Raw genomic sequence first — 14,411 nt, forward strand, 5'->3', positions numbered from 1 at the left:
AGGCGTGTCCCGCTCTATAAACCGGCGGCGGCGTCCTCTGCATGCCCTTTTACCTTCACCTTGCGCCATATCTTCTGTACCGTTCCGTCTTCGCCGATCAGAAAGGTGGACCGGACAATTCCCATGAACTCGCGGCCGTACAGCTTCTTGAGCTGCCAGACACCGTAGCTCTCGCTGACCCGGTGATCTTCGTCCGAGAGCAGCGGGAACGGCAGGCCGTTCTTCTCGGCGAAACGGGCATGCGACTTGGGGCTGTCCGGGCTAATGCCGAGCACCACTGCGTTACGGGCGGCAATCGCTTCATAACGGTCCCGGAAATCGCACGCTTCCTGGGTACAGCCGGGCGTGCTGTCCTTCGGGTAGAAATAGAGCAGGACCTTGCGGCCCCTGAACTGGCTGAGGCGAACGGTCTCTCCCCCGGCTGCCGGAAGGGCGAAATCCGGTGCAGGATCTCCGATATGGAGAGACTCCGGGGACGGCGATGAATCTGTAATCTTCTGGGTCATAAGCGAATTCTCCTTCTCTGCTTCGGGCTGGCGTCAATCCTGTAATTGCTTGTACTTTTAAAAGAAATTATAATAGAAGAACTGTACTCGCGAAAGGAAGAACGAGAGATGCCGCCAAGATCGAAACGACATGCCAAGAAGAAGACAAGCAAGTCCAAAAAACCGCTTCTCTGGACGCTTCTGGTCCTCCTCCTGCTGGTTCTCGGCTTCGCCGCCTACTACTTCGGCTCTCTCTACAAGGGCCTGGACAATCTGCAGAAGAATAAGGACGAGTCCCCCTTCGCCGGCGTGGTTCAGCCGTCGGGAACACCGGTCCCTACCCCGCCCAAATGGGAAGGCAGCGAACCGGTCAACATTCTGCTTATGGGCGTGGATGCGCGCGGCATCAAGAAAGGCGAGGTTCCGCGTTCCGACACCATGCTGGTCGCTTCGCTCGATCCCGTGAAGAAGAAGATTCATCTCTTCTCGATCATGCGGGACACGTACACCTCGATCCCGGGCTACAAGAACAACAAGATCAACAGCGCGATTACCCACGGACCGGATACGGCGGTCCAGGCCGTCAGTGATCTGCTCGGCATTCCGATCCAGTATTGGGTCTATACCGACTTCCAGGGCTTTATCAAGCTGGTCGATGCCGTCGGCGGCGTGGATTATTATGTCGAGAAGGACATGGTCTATAAGACGATTGCCGACGCCGAATACAACATCGACTTGAAGGAAGGCTACCAGCACCTTGACGGAGCCAAGGCGCTGCAGTACGTCCGCTTCCGCCACGATGCCACTTCCGACTTCACGCGGACGGAACGCCAGCGCGCCTTCCTCGGCGCCGTCGCCGACAGACTCAAGAGCACGACGTCGCTGCTGAAGCTGCCGTCCATTCTGAATCAGCTTGTCCCTTACGTGGACACCAACCTGTCGGTATCGGACATGTTGAAGCTCGCCAGCGTCGGCTATGACAGTTCGATTGCCGGCAGTGCGCAGATCCCGCCGAACAACCTGCTTGTCGAAGAATCGATGGGCTCTCTGGGCGATGTGCTCAGCATCCGCAGTGAGAACAAGCTGAAGGATTACGTCCAGGATGTGCTGAATGCGCCGGACCCTTCGCCGTCCCCGGCAGCCACGGCTTCTCCGGCGGCTTCCGCCGTCTCCGGGCAATAGTCCCGCAGCCTGCTGCGGCTGCTTCCCTTCCAGCGGCCAGGCCGTGTCCGGAACGTTATACGCATACGCGGCAACCACGCCAGCGGGCGGAAGGCGCATCAGCGCCCTCCGCCCGCTGCGCGCTTAAGCTCGTTCTTCCCTGATTACCGGCCGCCCCCATGCGGCTTCACCCCAGAAAGGATGACCCGAATGAATCGTTCCAACTCCGAGCAATTGTACGAGGAAGCTCTCCGGCATATCGTTGGAGGCGTCAACAGTCCGTCCCGTTCCTTCAAGGCCGTCGGCGGAGGCGCTCCCGTCTTCATGAAGCGCGCCTCCGGCGCGCATTTCTTCGACGAGGACGGCAACCGCTATATTGATTACCTGTGCGCGTTCGGCCCGATTATTACCGGACATGCGCATCCGCATATTACCCGGGCGATCACCGAGGCCGCCGAGAACGGCGTCCTGTACGGCGTGCCCACCGCGCTTGAGGTGAAGCTGGCCAAAATGCTCAAGGACGCCATCCCGTCCCTCGACAAGGTCCGCTTCGTCAATTCCGGCACCGAAGCCGTCATGACGACGATCCGCGTGGCCCGCGCCTATACGGGCCGCACCAAGATCATCAAGTTCGCCGGCTGCTACCACGGCCATTCCGACCTTGTGCTCGTCGCCGCCGGTTCGGGCCCGTCCACGCTCGGCATTCCGGACAGCGCCGGTATTCCGGGCAGCATTGCCCAGGAGATCATCACGGTTCCGTTCAACGACCTGGACGGCCTGAAGGCCGCTCTAAAACGCTGGGGCGACGACGTCGCCGCGGTTATGGTGGAACCGATTGTCGGCAACTTCGGCATGGTAATGCCCGAGCCGGGGTTCCTGGAAGGTCTGTGCAAGATGGCGCACGACAACGGCTCGCTCGTCATCTACGACGAAGTCATTACGAACTTCCGCTTCCACTACGGCGGCGCGCAGAACTTCGCCGGTCTTGCGAACCACGACGCGATTATGCCGGACCTTACGGCCATGGGCAAAATCTTCGGCGGCGGCCTGCCCATCGGCGCCTACGGCGGCCGCAAGGCGATCATGGACCAGGTCGCGCCGCTCGGCCCCGCCTATCAGGCCGGCACCATGGCCGGCAACCCGGCGTCCATCTCCGCCGGCATCGCCTGCCTCGAAGTGCTCCAGGCCGAGGGCGTCTACGAGGAAATGGACCGGCTGGCCGCCAAGCTGGCGTCCGGCCTGAAGGAATCGGCCGACCGCTACGGCATTCCGCTGACCATCAACCGGATTCGCGGCTCGTTCTCGACCCATTTCTGCGACCATCCGGTCACCAACTATGACGAAGCCCAAGACACGGACGGCGAAGCGTTCGCCCGCTTCTTCCGGCTCATGCTCGACCGGGGCATCTACCTGGCCCCTTCCAAGTACGAAGCCTGGTTCCTGACCACGGCCCACACCGAAGCCGACATCGACGAGACGCTGGAAGCTGCGGAAGCCTCGCTGAAAGCGATGGCGTAAGCAGGGCAGGTTCCGGCGGTCCCGGCGCTGTAACCCGCAGGCGCGGGTCATAAGCGCTGACGCCGCGCTGCAAGAAACCAAAAGCCGCAGACCCGATGGACGGGACTGCGGCTTTCTTTTGGCGCATCCGTGAAGGCTTCACGTGCCGGGGGGCCGGCGCTTACTCTCCGTCCCGCTCCCACACGCTGCGAATCGACACATCCTGCGGCAGCTTGAACGGGTTGCCCGCCGGAATGCGGTCGTAGAACATGATTCCATCGAGATGGTCCATCTCATGCTGGACGACGATGGCCGTATAGCCCTTGAAGCGCAGCTGCACTTCCCGGTTCGAGACCGCGTCGAAGCCCTTCAGCTTCACCGACTCGTAGCGGGGAACGAAACCATCCACCGGCCGGTCCACCGACAGGCAGCCCTCGCCTTCGGGCAGGTAGACCATCGCCACCGAATGGCTGATGATCTTCGGGTTGGCCAGCGCCAGTTCAATCTGCTCTCCCCGCTCATTCGTCGTGTACATGGCGAACATGCGCTTGGCCAGGCCAATCTGATTCGCCGACAGCCCCACGCCGGAACGCAGCTTGTAGGCCGCAGCCATCTCCTCGTCCTGGCTGTTCTTCAGAAATTGCAGCATGCACAGAAGCTCGCCGCGCTCCTCTTCTCCAAGCGGAAGCGGCACCGGTCTGGCCTTCTCCCGCAGCACGGGATGGCCCTCGCGCACGATATCATCCATCGTCAATATATAATCCGGAGTAAATCGAATTTCAGACACTTCCTGTTCTCCACCTTTGTACGGAGTTGTTCCTGCCATTGTATTTACGGATTTATAAAAGCGGTACGCAAATGGGCGCTGTACTGCACGTCAAAGCCGAGGCCGGAGGCCAGCGCCGCCAGCGGCAGATACGTTTTGTCGGTCTTGCCGACTCTCTGGAGGAACGCCGGCGTCGCAAGCGCCACGGGCTGGCCGTTCACCTTCATCGTCTTGGAACCGATTGTGATCACAATGGTCCGCGAACCGTTGACAATCGTGGCGCTGGAGGTACGGTTGTCCCATTTGCCCTGCACGCCCATGGCTTTCAGCACATCCGCCAGCGCCAGGAAATTCTGGCCGCTCTTGAGGATCGGCTTGTTCGGCGTATTCAGCTCCGTGCTGTTGACCACAATCGTCATCGGCGGCTGCTGGCCTGCGGGCAGCGGAACCGTCAGCGCGGCGGGCACCCGGTACTGGCTCCAGATCGCTTCGGCGAAGGCTTGGGCGATCTGTTCATACCCGTCCTGGGTCGGATGAATATCGCCGTTCTTGAGAAAATGGGTCAGCGACCCCTCGGCGCCCCGGAACCGCTCCGATACCGGGATCAGCACGACTTTGCCTCCGTCCGTGCTTGCCGCTGCCGCGATCTCCTTCGCTGCGGCGGTGAACTGGTCGGCCGCCGCATTCAGCTTCTGGTAGACAGAGCCGGCAATGGACGGCACCGGCTGATACTGGTCAGCCAGAAGGATAACCGCCGACGGATTCACGCTGCGAATATTGGCGAGCGAAGCTGTCAGGTTCTCCTTATAGCCGGCCAGCCGCTGAGCGAATCCGGTCTGAAATTCCGGGTCCGGCAGCTTCTGGACGTTCTTGAACAGGTCCATGACGTCATTCCCGCCGATGGTAATGACAATCAGGTCGGCGGCGGCAAGATCGGCTCTGGCCTGCGGCACCCCGGAAGCGAATGCAGCGATCCGCGGATCGGCCAAGCCGGTCTGGATCTCCTCCGGCTTGACCGCCGTTCCGGTCTGGACCGCAGCGGTGTAATGCTTCAGTCCGGCCGACGTCAGCCCGAGAATGCCTTCATTGACCAGCGTCGCCCGCTCGCCCCGGTACCAGGCCTGCTCCAGCAGACGTTCGGCATAGCCGTAGGCCTGACCGGCCTCGGTAATGCCGGGCTCATAGCCCGCCGTAATGGAATCGCCCAACGCGACAAGATGGAACTCGCGCGGCGCGGCGCCCCCGGCTGCGGCCTGTGCGCTGCCCGCGAGCCACTGGGAAGCCAGCAGCAGACCGCCTGCGAGAGCCGCTCCGGTTATTCTCCAGAACTTGTTCAAATAAATCCCTCCCCTCGGTAGTGCCCTTATTCTATCATTAATCGCCAAGGGAGTTATAGAGTCTTCGGGGAGCGTCCGGCCCGCATTGCATGAAAAAAAGCGGGGGCTTGCCCCCGCTTCTTCCTTCTTGGCCTGCCGCCAAGCGCCGGCGTCAGTCTTCTGTCCGCTTCGGCCCGGAGTCCTGCGCCCCGCCAGCGTCCGGCTCCGATTCGGCTGTCTTCCGGACCGCCGCTTCGCCGGATGCCGGTCCGCCGGGAGGCTTGGCGCTCCCGGTATCCGCCCCGCTGCCGGCTTCGGTTGCCCGGGCCTGCGCCCGCTCCATGTACTTGTCGTACCGGTTATCCAGCTCGGTGCCGAACTGCCGGAAACGGACGGTCTCCTCCACAATGGGATCGAATGTCGTCTGGATGCGAACCTCGTAGCGCGGAGACAGACGGCGAAGCTGTTCTTCGGTCTCGTCGCCCTGTTCCACCAGCTCTCCGGCTTCCAGAAGCTCCATCAGACGGCGTTCCAGTTCGGCGTCTTCACCGCCGGTTCCCGCCGCTTCTTCGCTTCGGCTGTTCTTCCGTTCTTCATTCTCTGCCATGCCGAATTCCCGCTCCCTTCGCGCTTCTTCCACCGGCCGGTCGCCGGGCTGCTTCTTCCCTCTGCTTACTCTCCGGCAGCCCCGGATTCCCGCAGCGTGGTCAGCAGCTCGTCATGAATCAGGCCGTTCGTTGCCGCAATGTTCCGGCTGCCAATCGTATAGGGCGCGCCCGAAATTTCCGTCACAGTGCCGCCCGATTCCGTCACCATCAGCACCCCGGCCGCGCAGTCCCAGGGACTGAGGCCGAATTCGCAGTAGCCGCTGACGCGGCCCGCCGCAACATAGGCGAGATGTAGCGCCGCCGATCCGGCGGCCCGGACGCTGCGCACCTTCGGCAGCAGCGCCTGAAGACCGGCCAGATTGGCAGGCTGGGCATGCACGCGGTCCGGCGGGAACCCTACGGCAAGCAGGCTGTCGTCCAGCTTCCGCTCCGCCGAGACACGGGTCTTGATGCCGTGGCGGTAGGCGCCCTTGCCCTTCTCGGCGACGAACATTTCGTCGCGGATCGGGTCATAGATGATGCCGACCGACAATTCGCCCTTGATGTACAGCGCAATGGAGACACAGTAGAACGGGAAGCCGTGGACGAAGTTCACGGTGCCGTCCACCGGATCGACCACCCACAAATACTCGTTCTTCTCCGCCTCGCGCCGCGCAAAATCCGCGAGCGGCGTTCCCGGTTCCACACTCTCTTCTCCCAGGAAGGCATGATGGGGATAATGCGTCATCACGAGCCGGCGCACCATTTGCTCGACGCCCTTGTCCACTTCAGTGACCAGATCCTGGGCGGACGCCTTCGTTCCGACCTCCTTGATCTGCCCCTGTCTGCTCTTGATGAATTCTCCGGCCTTGGCGGCCGCGTTGATGGCGACTGCCGTGTAGCCCTTCCCCGTCACGATGTAAGGCTCGCGCTCCTGGCCGCCTGGATTGGTCGCATTCATGACTTCACTTCGCTTTCTGGATCGTGTTCAATCACCCGATAATATGGTATCCGCCGTCTACATAAATCGTCTCTCCCGTGATGCCCCGGGCCAGATGGCTCATCAGGAACATCGCGGTGTCGCCCACCTCGGCGACGTCCGTGCCCCGCCGCAGCGGCGCCTTCTCCTCCACAATGCGCAGAATTGAATTGAAATCGCTGATGCCCTTGGCCGCCAGCGTCCGGATCGGACCCGCCGAAATGGCATTGACGCGGATATTGTCCGGTCCCAGGTCGCTTGCCAGATAGCGGACAGAGGCTTCCAGCGCCGCCTTCGCCACGCCCATGACATTATAGTTGCGCATTACACGCTGCGCGCCCATATACGTCATGGTCAGAATCGAACCGCCTTCGGTCATGAGCGGATGCAGCCGCTGCGCGACCGCCACCAGGGAATAGGCGCTGATATCATGCGCCAGCGCAAAGCCGGAACGGGACGTATCCGCAAAACGGCCTTCCAGATCCTCTCCCTTGGCAAAAGCGATGCTGTGCACAATGCCGTGCAGCACGCCGAATTCTTCCTTCAGCACCGCCGCCAGCGTGTCGATGTCTTCGTCTGCCGTCACGTTGCACGGCAGGATGAGGGAACCCGGCAGCGTCTCGGCCAGCTTGCGCACACGCCCTTCCACCCGTTCGCTCTCGTATGTAAAAGCCAGACGCGCGCCCTGTTCGGACAGGCTCTTGGCAATCGCCCAGGCGATGCTTCGGTCGTTGGCCACGCCCATTACGACAATATTCTTCCCTGCGAGCAATTCTCCCATGATTCCAGATTCCCCTTATATTTAGAATTGGAGACCGCCGGCTCTAAGCGGATGCCCGGCCTCCCGCTGCCTTCACCGTACCTTATTTCGTCCGGCAGATCAAGTGAGGGACGGATTCCCTAGGACTCGATGACAACCGAGGCTCCATCCCGCAAGGAGACGCCGCTGCCGGGAATTGCGGCAATCGCCTTCAGTTCCTCCATCAGCCCGAACAGGGCGCCGTCCTTGGCCTTCGCTTCGATCATGACATCGACGGCCGGCGTGTCCGCTGCGATCCGCTTGAGGAACGACAAGAGCGGCGCGGGCTCCACCCCGTCGGCATGGCTGCGCAGATCGGACGGTCCGCGCGGACTGGAGACGTGGATCTTCGGCGGCAGCGTCCCGCCTTCCGGCACATCGGCAAGCGCCAGCGGAGTCTGCCAGGTCCGCAGAATGGCGGGCCACAGCTCCCAGGGGCGCTCGCCGTCATTGTTGACCCACTGGTGATGAATATCCAGTACCATCGGAACGCCCAGATCCAGACAGACCGCCAGCGTCTCGGGAGCATTGAAGGTCTTGTCGTCGTTCTCCAGCGTGATCCGCTTCTGCAGCCGCTCCGGAAGCTCGCGGAAATGCCGTGCGAACCGGTCCGAAGCTGTGGGCTTGTCCCCATAGGCTCCGCCGATATGAATATTGTTCTTCGCGGTGGCGGGCAGATTCATCGCTTCCAGCATGTCCACATGATGCTCCAGGTCGCGCACCGATGCCGCCAGCACTTCCGGTCTGGGCGTGCTCAGAACCGTAAAATGATCGGGGTGAAACGATACCCGAATCCCTTTGTCCGTCGCGTACGCGCCGACCTCGGCAAAGTCGGCGGCCAGAGCCGTCATGGGGTCCCAGTCGGCGAGATCGGGATGCGTCGCCAGCGGCACCAGCTTGGACGTCATCCGGTAGACCCGGATGTCCGAGCCGGCGTTATGCTTCAGAAGCCGCAGCGTGTTGTGCAGATTTCCGCGGGCAATGCTCTCCAGCCGGCGGATGGCCGCTTCGCGGTCGTCCAGCTTGCGGAAGGAAGCCATCGTCATCGTCTTGGACGGCGAACAGTCGGGGATCATCGTGGACATTGCGACATAACCGAAGCGGACAATCATTTGCCTGCCCGTTCCCCGAAGAACATCTCGTAAGCGAGGGCGGTCTGCACCCGGGACTCTTCCTCATTCAGCTTCCGGACGAGCTCCATCTCGACCGCTGTAATTTCATGGCCCTGGAAGTTGATTTCGGCGATGGACGCCGAAATCTTCACAATGGCGACAGCCGTGTTGTCCGGCGTGTAGGCGATGACCTTCTGGCCGGTCGGATAGACGCGGAAGCCCTGCTTGACCATCTTGGTGCGCCCGTATTCCAGCAGCTCGTACAGCTCCTGCTCATTCTTGAACTTGCATACCGAATTGAACTCCGTCTGAAATCCCATAGTCCCATCTCCCTCAAGGCCAGCGGCCTGATTGTATCCCTCTTCCGCCGGCGGGGAGGCTTCCCCGCCCGGCCGGAACGCGGGCCCGTACGCCCAGTATAGGTTAACCGCCGCCGCGGCATACCCGCTGCCCGTTCCCGCGCTCCGCCTCCTTGGACGAAGCCTCCGGACAAGACGCGAATGCGCGCGCTAGACCGTGTCGTTGTCGTATTTGAGATTCTGCCGGTCCGAGAACCGCTCCAGCGCCAGCTCAATCATCCGGTCGAGCAGCGCCTGATACGATACGCCCGTCTCGCGCCACAGCAGCGGATACATGCTGAACGGCGTAAAGCCCGGCATCGTGTTGACTTCATTGATCAGAATCGCGCCGTCGCTTCGGCGGACGAAGAAGTCGGCCCGCGTAATGCCGCTTCCCTCAATCGCGCGGAAAGCCTTCACGGCCGCTTCGCGCAGCCGGTCCGCCGTCTCGGGATCGACGGGAGCCGGAATGAGCATCTGCGATTTGCCGTCGATGTATTTGGCCGCATAATCGTAGTAGTCGCCCGAAGAGACAATCTCGCCGGGAACGGACGCTTCCGGATCATCGTTGCCGAGCACACTGACTTCAAGCTCGCGGGCATCGACGAACTCCTCGATGATGACCTTGGTATCATAGCGCAGCGCCGTCTCCACCGCCTGAATCAGGCCTTCCTTGTCGGAAGCCTTGGAGATGCCGACGCTGGAGCCGAGGTTCGCCGGCTTGACGAACATCGGATAGCCGAGCCGGTCCTCCAGATCGAAGATGAGATCATGGCTCTTGCGCTTCCAGACGCCTGCGGTGAAGTAGCAGTATTTGCACTGGTCCAGACCCGCTTCGTCGAACAGCTTCTTCATAACCACCTTATCCATGCCGGCAGCCGAAGCCAGCACGCCCGCACCCACGTAAGGGATATTTGCCATTTCAAAAAGACCCTGTATCGTCCCGTCTTCGCCGAACGTTCCGTGAAGCATCGGGAACATCACGTCAATTTGCCGGTCTCCCGCGGCAAGCCCCGCGAATACGGCGTTGAGCGCCTTGCCCATATCCGGCTCCACGCTCTCCAGCTTCATCTGTTCGGGCGCACGAAGAGGGGAATCCAGACGCTCTCCCATCTTCCATACCCCCTGCTTGGAAATATAGAAGGGAATAATGGCATATTTCTCGTAGTCAAAGGCGTTCATTACGGCAAAAGCGGTCTGCAGCGAAACTTCATGCTCGCCCGAGCGCCCCCCGTACACCAGACCGACGGTAATTTTGGCGTTGTTCATTCCTGTACCTCTCTCTTATAAATAATCTGCAATATGAAAAAAACGGTACGTTGTTCGCTCGGTCCAGGCATACGAATCGCGATAGTCCCAGTAGCGGTGCCGGCTCGGCACCGTATGCGCGTTGACAAGCGGCATGCCGCCCGCGTCGAACGCGGCGACAACCGTGCTGTGCTGATAGCGTCCGTCTCCGTCCCAGTCGTACAGGATGCAGTCGCCGAGCTGCAGCTCTTCCGGCCGAGCCACCAATTCAGCCCGGAGACCCTGGGTCCGCTCTCCTTCCAGATATTGGCGAAGGCTGTTGGACACCGCCCAGCTGTAGCTCCACCACTCCTGTCCGCCGATCCGTCCTTTATACCACCAGCCCGTTTCTCTTTTACCAGTATAGAGGAAAGGAGCACCCCCTGCAAAGAGGCACTGGGAGACGTAATTGGTGCAGTCTACCTCGAAAAATTCGTACTCCGGGTTGCCCCCGTTCCACCACCGGTCGGCATAGGCGGCCGCCTCCTCCCGCCGGTACCGGACCTCCCGCACGCAGTCCGGACCGGTTACCTGCCGGCCCAGCAGCGGCCTTGGGAGCCGGGGAGCCGCCGCGTCGTCCGCCGCAAGCCCCCCGCCCGCCAAGACCGGCTCGGGGAGGCGAAACGGAAGGTGCTCCGGCACCGGGCGCTTCACGGTGCGAAGACGCCAGCCGGCTCCGGCCGGCTCGAAGATCAGCGTTTCGCGCTCCAGCCGGTCCTCGCGGTGGGTCGCGCCTCCTTTTTCATAATAAAATGCGCTGTGCAGCTCCACCTCGGCCGTCACCGAACCTGCCGCTTCGGCAGCGTGCAGCACCTTGACTCCCGTCTCGCCGCGCCGGGGCGTGATTCCCCGCTCCCGGTACCATTCCGCCAGCGCTGCCGCCCGCTCCGCTTCCAGCGCCGAGAGCTGCGGAGACAGAAGACCGGCGTCCGGACCGCGGCCTCCGCTCTCCCCGGACGGATAACCGCCGCCGTGGACGAGCGGCTCCACCCTTCTCCGGTTGCATCCGTCTACATATAAATAGAGCGCCTGTTTCCACTGGTTCTGTTCCATCGTTCCTGCACCCCTCCCAAGTCGCCGCATCCGGCGCATAAGCTTCCGCTTCTCATTTATATGAAGGGAAGATGCCGGCTATACGCTGGAAGCCATCCGGTTGAACGGACAATTCGGCTGAAATGGACGGAAAAAGCCTTTACTCCCCCTGATGTAACCGTTATACTAAAAGTATAGAAATTTATGAAATGTTGTTTCACCAGATGAAACAAGGAGGCGCATTCATGCCAAGCAAGGATCAGTTTCAAATTGCCCGTTCGCTCGAAGCGGGCGGCAAGACGTATCGCTACTTCGACCTGAACGCTCTGGAAGAGCAGAACCCCGGCCGCATTTCCTCCCTCCCTTTCTCGATTAAAGTGCTGCTTGAAGCCGCCGTCCGTCAATTCGACGGCCATGCCATTACGGAAGAGCATGTGAAGCAGCTCGTCGGCTGGAGCGGAGATATCGACCGCAACAAGGAAATTCCGTTCATTCCCGCACGTATCGTGCTTCAGGACTTCACCGGCGTACCAGTCGTGGTCGATCTCGCAGCCATGCGGGATACCGTCAAGAAAGCCGGCGGCGATCCCAAGCAGATCAATCCGCTGGTGCCGGTTGACCTTGTTATCGACCATTCGGTTATGGTCGATGCTTTTGGCACGCCTGAAGCGCTGGAATATAACATGAACGTCGAGTTCGAACGCAACGAGGAGCGCTACCGCTTCCTGCGCTGGGCGCAGACGGCCTTCAACAACTTCCGGGCCGTTCCGCCCGCAACCGGGATTGTCCATCAGGTCAATCTGGAATACCTGGCCTCCGTCGCCGCAACCAAGACCGCAGACGGCGAGACGCTCGTCTTCCCCGACTCGCTCGTGGGTACGGACTCGCACACGACCATGATCAACGGTCTCGGCGTTGTCGGCTGGGGCGTCGGCGGCATCGAGGCGGAAGCCGGCATGCTGGGACAGCCGCTGTACTTCGTTACGCCGGACGTCGTCGGCTTCAAGCTGACCGGAAGTCTGGTGGAAGGCGCTACGGCGACCGACCTCGCGCTGACCGTTACCCAAATGCTGCGCAAGAAGGGCGTTGTCGGCAAATTCGTCGAATTCTTCGGCCCCGGACTCGCGAACATCAGCCTGGCCGACCGGGCGACGGTTGCCAACATGGCGCCGGAGTACGGCGCGACCATCGGCTTCTTCCCCGTCGACGACGAGACGCTGTTCTACCTGCGCAGCACCGGCCGTCCGGAAGAGCTGGTTCAGCTGGTGGAAGCTTACTACAAAGCCCAGGGCATGTTCCGCACCGCAGACACGCCGGACCCGGTATTCAGCGACATCATTGAGCTTGACCTTGCTTCCGTCGTACCGAGCCTTGCGGGACCGAAGCGTCCGCAGGACCGGATCGAGCTGACGCATATGAAGGAGAACTGGGAAGGCATCATCCGCACACCGGTGGACAAGGGCGGATACGGTCTCAGTGACGAGAAGATTGCCCAGGGCGTTGAACTGTCCCACCCGGACGGCAGCAAGAGCGTGCTGAAGACCGGCTCGGTCGTCATTGCGGCGATCACGAGCTGTACGAACACTTCCAACCCGAGCGTGATGCTCGGAGCCGGCCTGCTCGCGAAGAAGGCCGTGGAGCGCGGCCTGACAAAGCCGGGCTACGTCAAGAGCAGTCTGACGCCGGGCTCGCTGGTCGTCACCGAGTACCTGGAGAAGGCCGGCCTGCTCGATTCGCTGGAGAAGCTCGGCTTCCACGTTGCCGGCTACGGCTGCGCCACCTGCATCGGCAACTCCGGCCCGCTGCCGGACGAGGTCGCCCAGGCCATTGCCGACAACGATATGACAGTGGCCGCCGTCATCTCCGGCAACCGGAACTTTGAAGGCCGCGTGCACGCCCAGGTCAAGGCCAACTACCTCGGCTCTCCGCCGCTCGTCGTCGCCTATGCCCTGGCAGGAACGGTCGATATCGACCTGGAGACCGAACCGCTTGGCGTAGATCCGCAGGGCGAACCGGTATATCTGCGGGATATCTGGCCGACCTCGGCCGAGATCCGCGAAGCGATCTCCCTCTCGGTCAGCCCCGAGATGTTCCGCCGCAAGTACGAGAATGTCTTCACCGCCAACAAGCGCTGGAATTCCATTCCCGTTCCCGAAGGCGAGCTGTACGAGTGGGATGAGAACTCGACCTATATCCAGAACCCGCCGTTCTTCGAGAATCTGGCGGACGGCCTGAACGACATCGCCGATATTTCCGGCTCCCGGGCTCTGGCCATGCTCGGCGACTCCGTAACGACCGACCATATCTCGCCTGCGGGCAATATTTCGCTGTCGAGTCCGGCCGGACTGTACCTTCAGGAGCACGGCGTTGAACGCAAGGACTTCAACTCCTACGGCTCCCGCCGCGGCAACCATGAAGTGATGATGCGCGGCACCTTCGCCAATATCCGAATCCGCAACGCGGTGGCTCCGGGAACGGAAGGCGGCGTTACCACCTTCCTGCCGACGGATGAAGTGATGTCCATCTATGACGCCTCGATGCGCTACCAGGCTGCCGGCCAGAATCTGGTCGTCATTGCCGGCAAGGAATACGGCACCGGCAGCTCCCGCGACTGGGCGGCCAAGGGCACGCTGCTGCTCGGCGTGAAGGCCGTCATCGCCGAGAGCTTCGAGCGGATTCACCGCAGCAACCTGGTCGGCATGGGCGTCCTGCCGCTGCAATTCCAGGAAGGACACGGCTGGGGCAGCCTCGGTCTGACCGGCCGCGAGACGTTCGACATCAGCGGTCTGAGCAACGAAGTGCAGCCGGGCCAGGAGCTGACGGTGACCGTAACCCGCGAAGACGGCACACAGTTCGACTTCCCGGTCATTGCGCGGCTCGACAGCATGGTGGACATTGACTACTATCACAACGGCGGCATTCTCCAGACGGTGCTGCGCCAAATGCTGAGCGATGCTTCGCCTGCGGCTGCGGCGGCGGAGTAATCCCCGATCTCCCTTTTATTTTGAAATCCATACCTTCTTAATAAATAAAAGCAGCGCCGGAAGCTCGC

The 14,411-nt window shown here is 61.5% G+C and carries 13 protein-coding genes; 3 read left to right on the forward strand and 10 right to left on the reverse strand.

The features are described from left to right. Window positions 1-14: 14 nt before the first annotated feature. The gene (gene bcp, locus F4V43_RS17755) at window positions 15-506 is read right to left on the reverse strand and encodes a thioredoxin-dependent thiol peroxidase (RefSeq protein WP_150459605.1); all 492 of its coding nucleotides are present in this window, start codon (window positions 504-506) and stop codon (window positions 15-17) included. Between the two features lie 108 nt (window positions 507-614). Between bcp and F4V43_RS17760 the strand changes: the two genes are divergently transcribed. Together F4V43_RS17760 and F4V43_RS17765 are read left to right on the forward strand one after the other, a co-directional pair. Continuing rightward, window positions 615-1,667, forward strand: coding sequence for an LCP family protein (locus F4V43_RS17760; RefSeq protein WP_150459606.1), 1,053 nt, complete (start codon window positions 615-617; stop codon window positions 1,665-1,667). Between the two features lie 189 nt (window positions 1,668-1,856). Then, on the forward strand, window positions 1,857-3,164 hold the full coding sequence (locus tag F4V43_RS17765) for a glutamate-1-semialdehyde 2,1-aminomutase (RefSeq protein ID WP_150459607.1): 1,308 nt from the start codon (window positions 1,857-1,859) through the stop codon (window positions 3,162-3,164). 160 nt (window positions 3,165-3,324) lie between these two features. On the opposite strand, the gene def is transcribed toward F4V43_RS17765, so the two are convergent. The 9 genes from def to F4V43_RS17810 form a co-directional block, all read right to left on the reverse strand. Then, on the reverse strand, window positions 3,325-3,891 hold the full coding sequence (gene def / locus F4V43_RS17770; protein ID WP_317983796.1) for a peptide deformylase: 567 nt from the start codon (window positions 3,889-3,891) through the stop codon (window positions 3,325-3,327). A gap of 83 nt (window positions 3,892-3,974) precedes the next feature. Then, window positions 3,975-5,246, reverse strand: a complete 1,272-nt coding sequence (locus tag F4V43_RS17775; RefSeq protein ID WP_150459609.1) for a GDSL-type esterase/lipase family protein — start codon at window positions 5,244-5,246, stop codon at window positions 3,975-3,977. Window positions 5,247-5,397: 151 nt separating this feature from the next. Next, a complete protein-coding gene (locus F4V43_RS20045) occupies window positions 5,398-5,832 on the reverse strand; it encodes a hypothetical protein (RefSeq protein ID WP_317983794.1) in 435 nt (144 codons plus the stop codon). A 65-nt stretch (window positions 5,833-5,897) separates the two neighbouring features. Beyond that, entirely contained in the window at window positions 5,898-6,773 is an 876-nt protein-coding gene (locus F4V43_RS17785) for an inositol monophosphatase family protein (protein WP_150459610.1), read from the reverse strand. Between the two features lie 31 nt (window positions 6,774-6,804). Next, a complete protein-coding gene (gene fabI / locus F4V43_RS17790; protein WP_150459611.1) occupies window positions 6,805-7,572 on the reverse strand; it encodes an enoyl-ACP reductase FabI in 768 nt (255 codons plus the stop codon). A gap of 119 nt (window positions 7,573-7,691) precedes the next feature. Beyond that, window positions 7,692-8,702 carry a UV DNA damage repair endonuclease UvsE gene (gene uvsE / locus F4V43_RS17795; protein ID WP_150459612.1) on the reverse strand — a complete coding sequence of 337 codons (1,011 nt, stop codon included), beginning with the start codon at window positions 8,700-8,702 and terminating at the stop codon, window positions 7,692-7,694. Further along, window positions 8,699-9,022: a hypothetical protein gene (locus F4V43_RS17800; RefSeq protein ID WP_150459613.1), complete on the reverse strand. Its 324-nt coding sequence runs from the start codon at window positions 9,020-9,022 to the stop codon at window positions 8,699-8,701. The genes uvsE and F4V43_RS17800 overlap by 4 nt, the downstream gene beginning before the upstream one ends. A 189-nt stretch (window positions 9,023-9,211) precedes the next feature. Next, window positions 9,212-10,309 (reverse strand): D-alanine--D-alanine ligase, encoded by a 1,098-nt coding sequence (locus tag F4V43_RS17805; RefSeq protein ID WP_150459614.1) that lies wholly within the window; start codon window positions 10,307-10,309, stop codon window positions 9,212-9,214. A gap of 15 nt (window positions 10,310-10,324) precedes the next feature. Further along, complete coding sequence (locus tag F4V43_RS17810) at window positions 10,325-11,380, reverse strand: amidase domain-containing protein (protein WP_150459615.1); 1,056 nt, start codon at window positions 11,378-11,380, stop codon at window positions 10,325-10,327. A gap of 224 nt (window positions 11,381-11,604) precedes the next feature. Between F4V43_RS17810 and acnA the strand changes: the two genes are divergently transcribed. Further along, window positions 11,605-14,343 carry an aconitate hydratase AcnA gene (gene acnA / locus F4V43_RS17815; protein WP_150459616.1) on the forward strand — a complete coding sequence of 913 codons (2,739 nt, stop codon included), beginning with the start codon at window positions 11,605-11,607 and terminating at the stop codon, window positions 14,341-14,343. Window positions 14,344-14,411 lie beyond the last annotated feature (68 nt).

The organism is Paenibacillus spiritus, from assembly GCF_008710135.1.
GTDB lineage: Bacteria > Bacillota > Bacilli > Paenibacillales > Paenibacillaceae > Paenibacillus_AQ > Paenibacillus_AQ glufosinatiresistens.

Excerpts from the sequence above, each read along its gene's own strand:
- bcp (WP_150459605.1), bottom strand. The coding sequence starts at position 506 with ATGACCCAGAAGATTACAGATTCATCGCCGTCCCCGGAGTCTCTCCAT.
- F4V43_RS17760 (WP_150459606.1), top strand. The coding sequence starts at position 615 with ATGCCGCCAAGATCGAAACGACATGCCAAGAAGAAGACAAGCAAGTCC.
- F4V43_RS17765 (WP_150459607.1), top strand. The coding sequence starts at position 1,857 with ATGAATCGTTCCAACTCCGAGCAATTGTACGAGGAAGCTCTCCGGCAT.
- def (WP_317983796.1), bottom strand. The coding sequence starts at position 3,891 with ATGGATGATATCGTGCGCGAGGGCCATCCCGTGCTGCGGGAGAAGGCC.
- F4V43_RS20045 (WP_317983794.1), bottom strand. The coding sequence starts at position 5,832 with ATGGCAGAGAATGAAGAACGGAAGAACAGCCGAAGCGAAGAAGCGGCG.
- F4V43_RS17785 (WP_150459610.1), bottom strand. The coding sequence starts at position 6,773 with ATGAATGCGACCAATCCAGGCGGCCAGGAGCGCGAGCCTTACATCGTG.
- fabI (WP_150459611.1), bottom strand. The coding sequence starts at position 7,572 with ATGGGAGAATTGCTCGCAGGGAAGAATATTGTCGTAATGGGCGTGGCC.
- uvsE (WP_150459612.1), bottom strand. The coding sequence starts at position 8,702 with ATGATTGTCCGCTTCGGTTATGTCGCAATGTCCACGATGATCCCCGAC.
- F4V43_RS17800 (WP_150459613.1), bottom strand. The coding sequence starts at position 9,022 with ATGGGATTTCAGACGGAGTTCAATTCGGTATGCAAGTTCAAGAATGAG.
- F4V43_RS17805 (WP_150459614.1), bottom strand. The coding sequence starts at position 10,309 with ATGAACAACGCCAAAATTACCGTCGGTCTGGTGTACGGGGGGCGCTCG.
- F4V43_RS17810 (WP_150459615.1), bottom strand. The coding sequence starts at position 11,380 with ATGGAACAGAACCAGTGGAAACAGGCGCTCTATTTATATGTAGACGGA.
- acnA (WP_150459616.1), top strand. The coding sequence starts at position 11,605 with ATGCCAAGCAAGGATCAGTTTCAAATTGCCCGTTCGCTCGAAGCGGGC.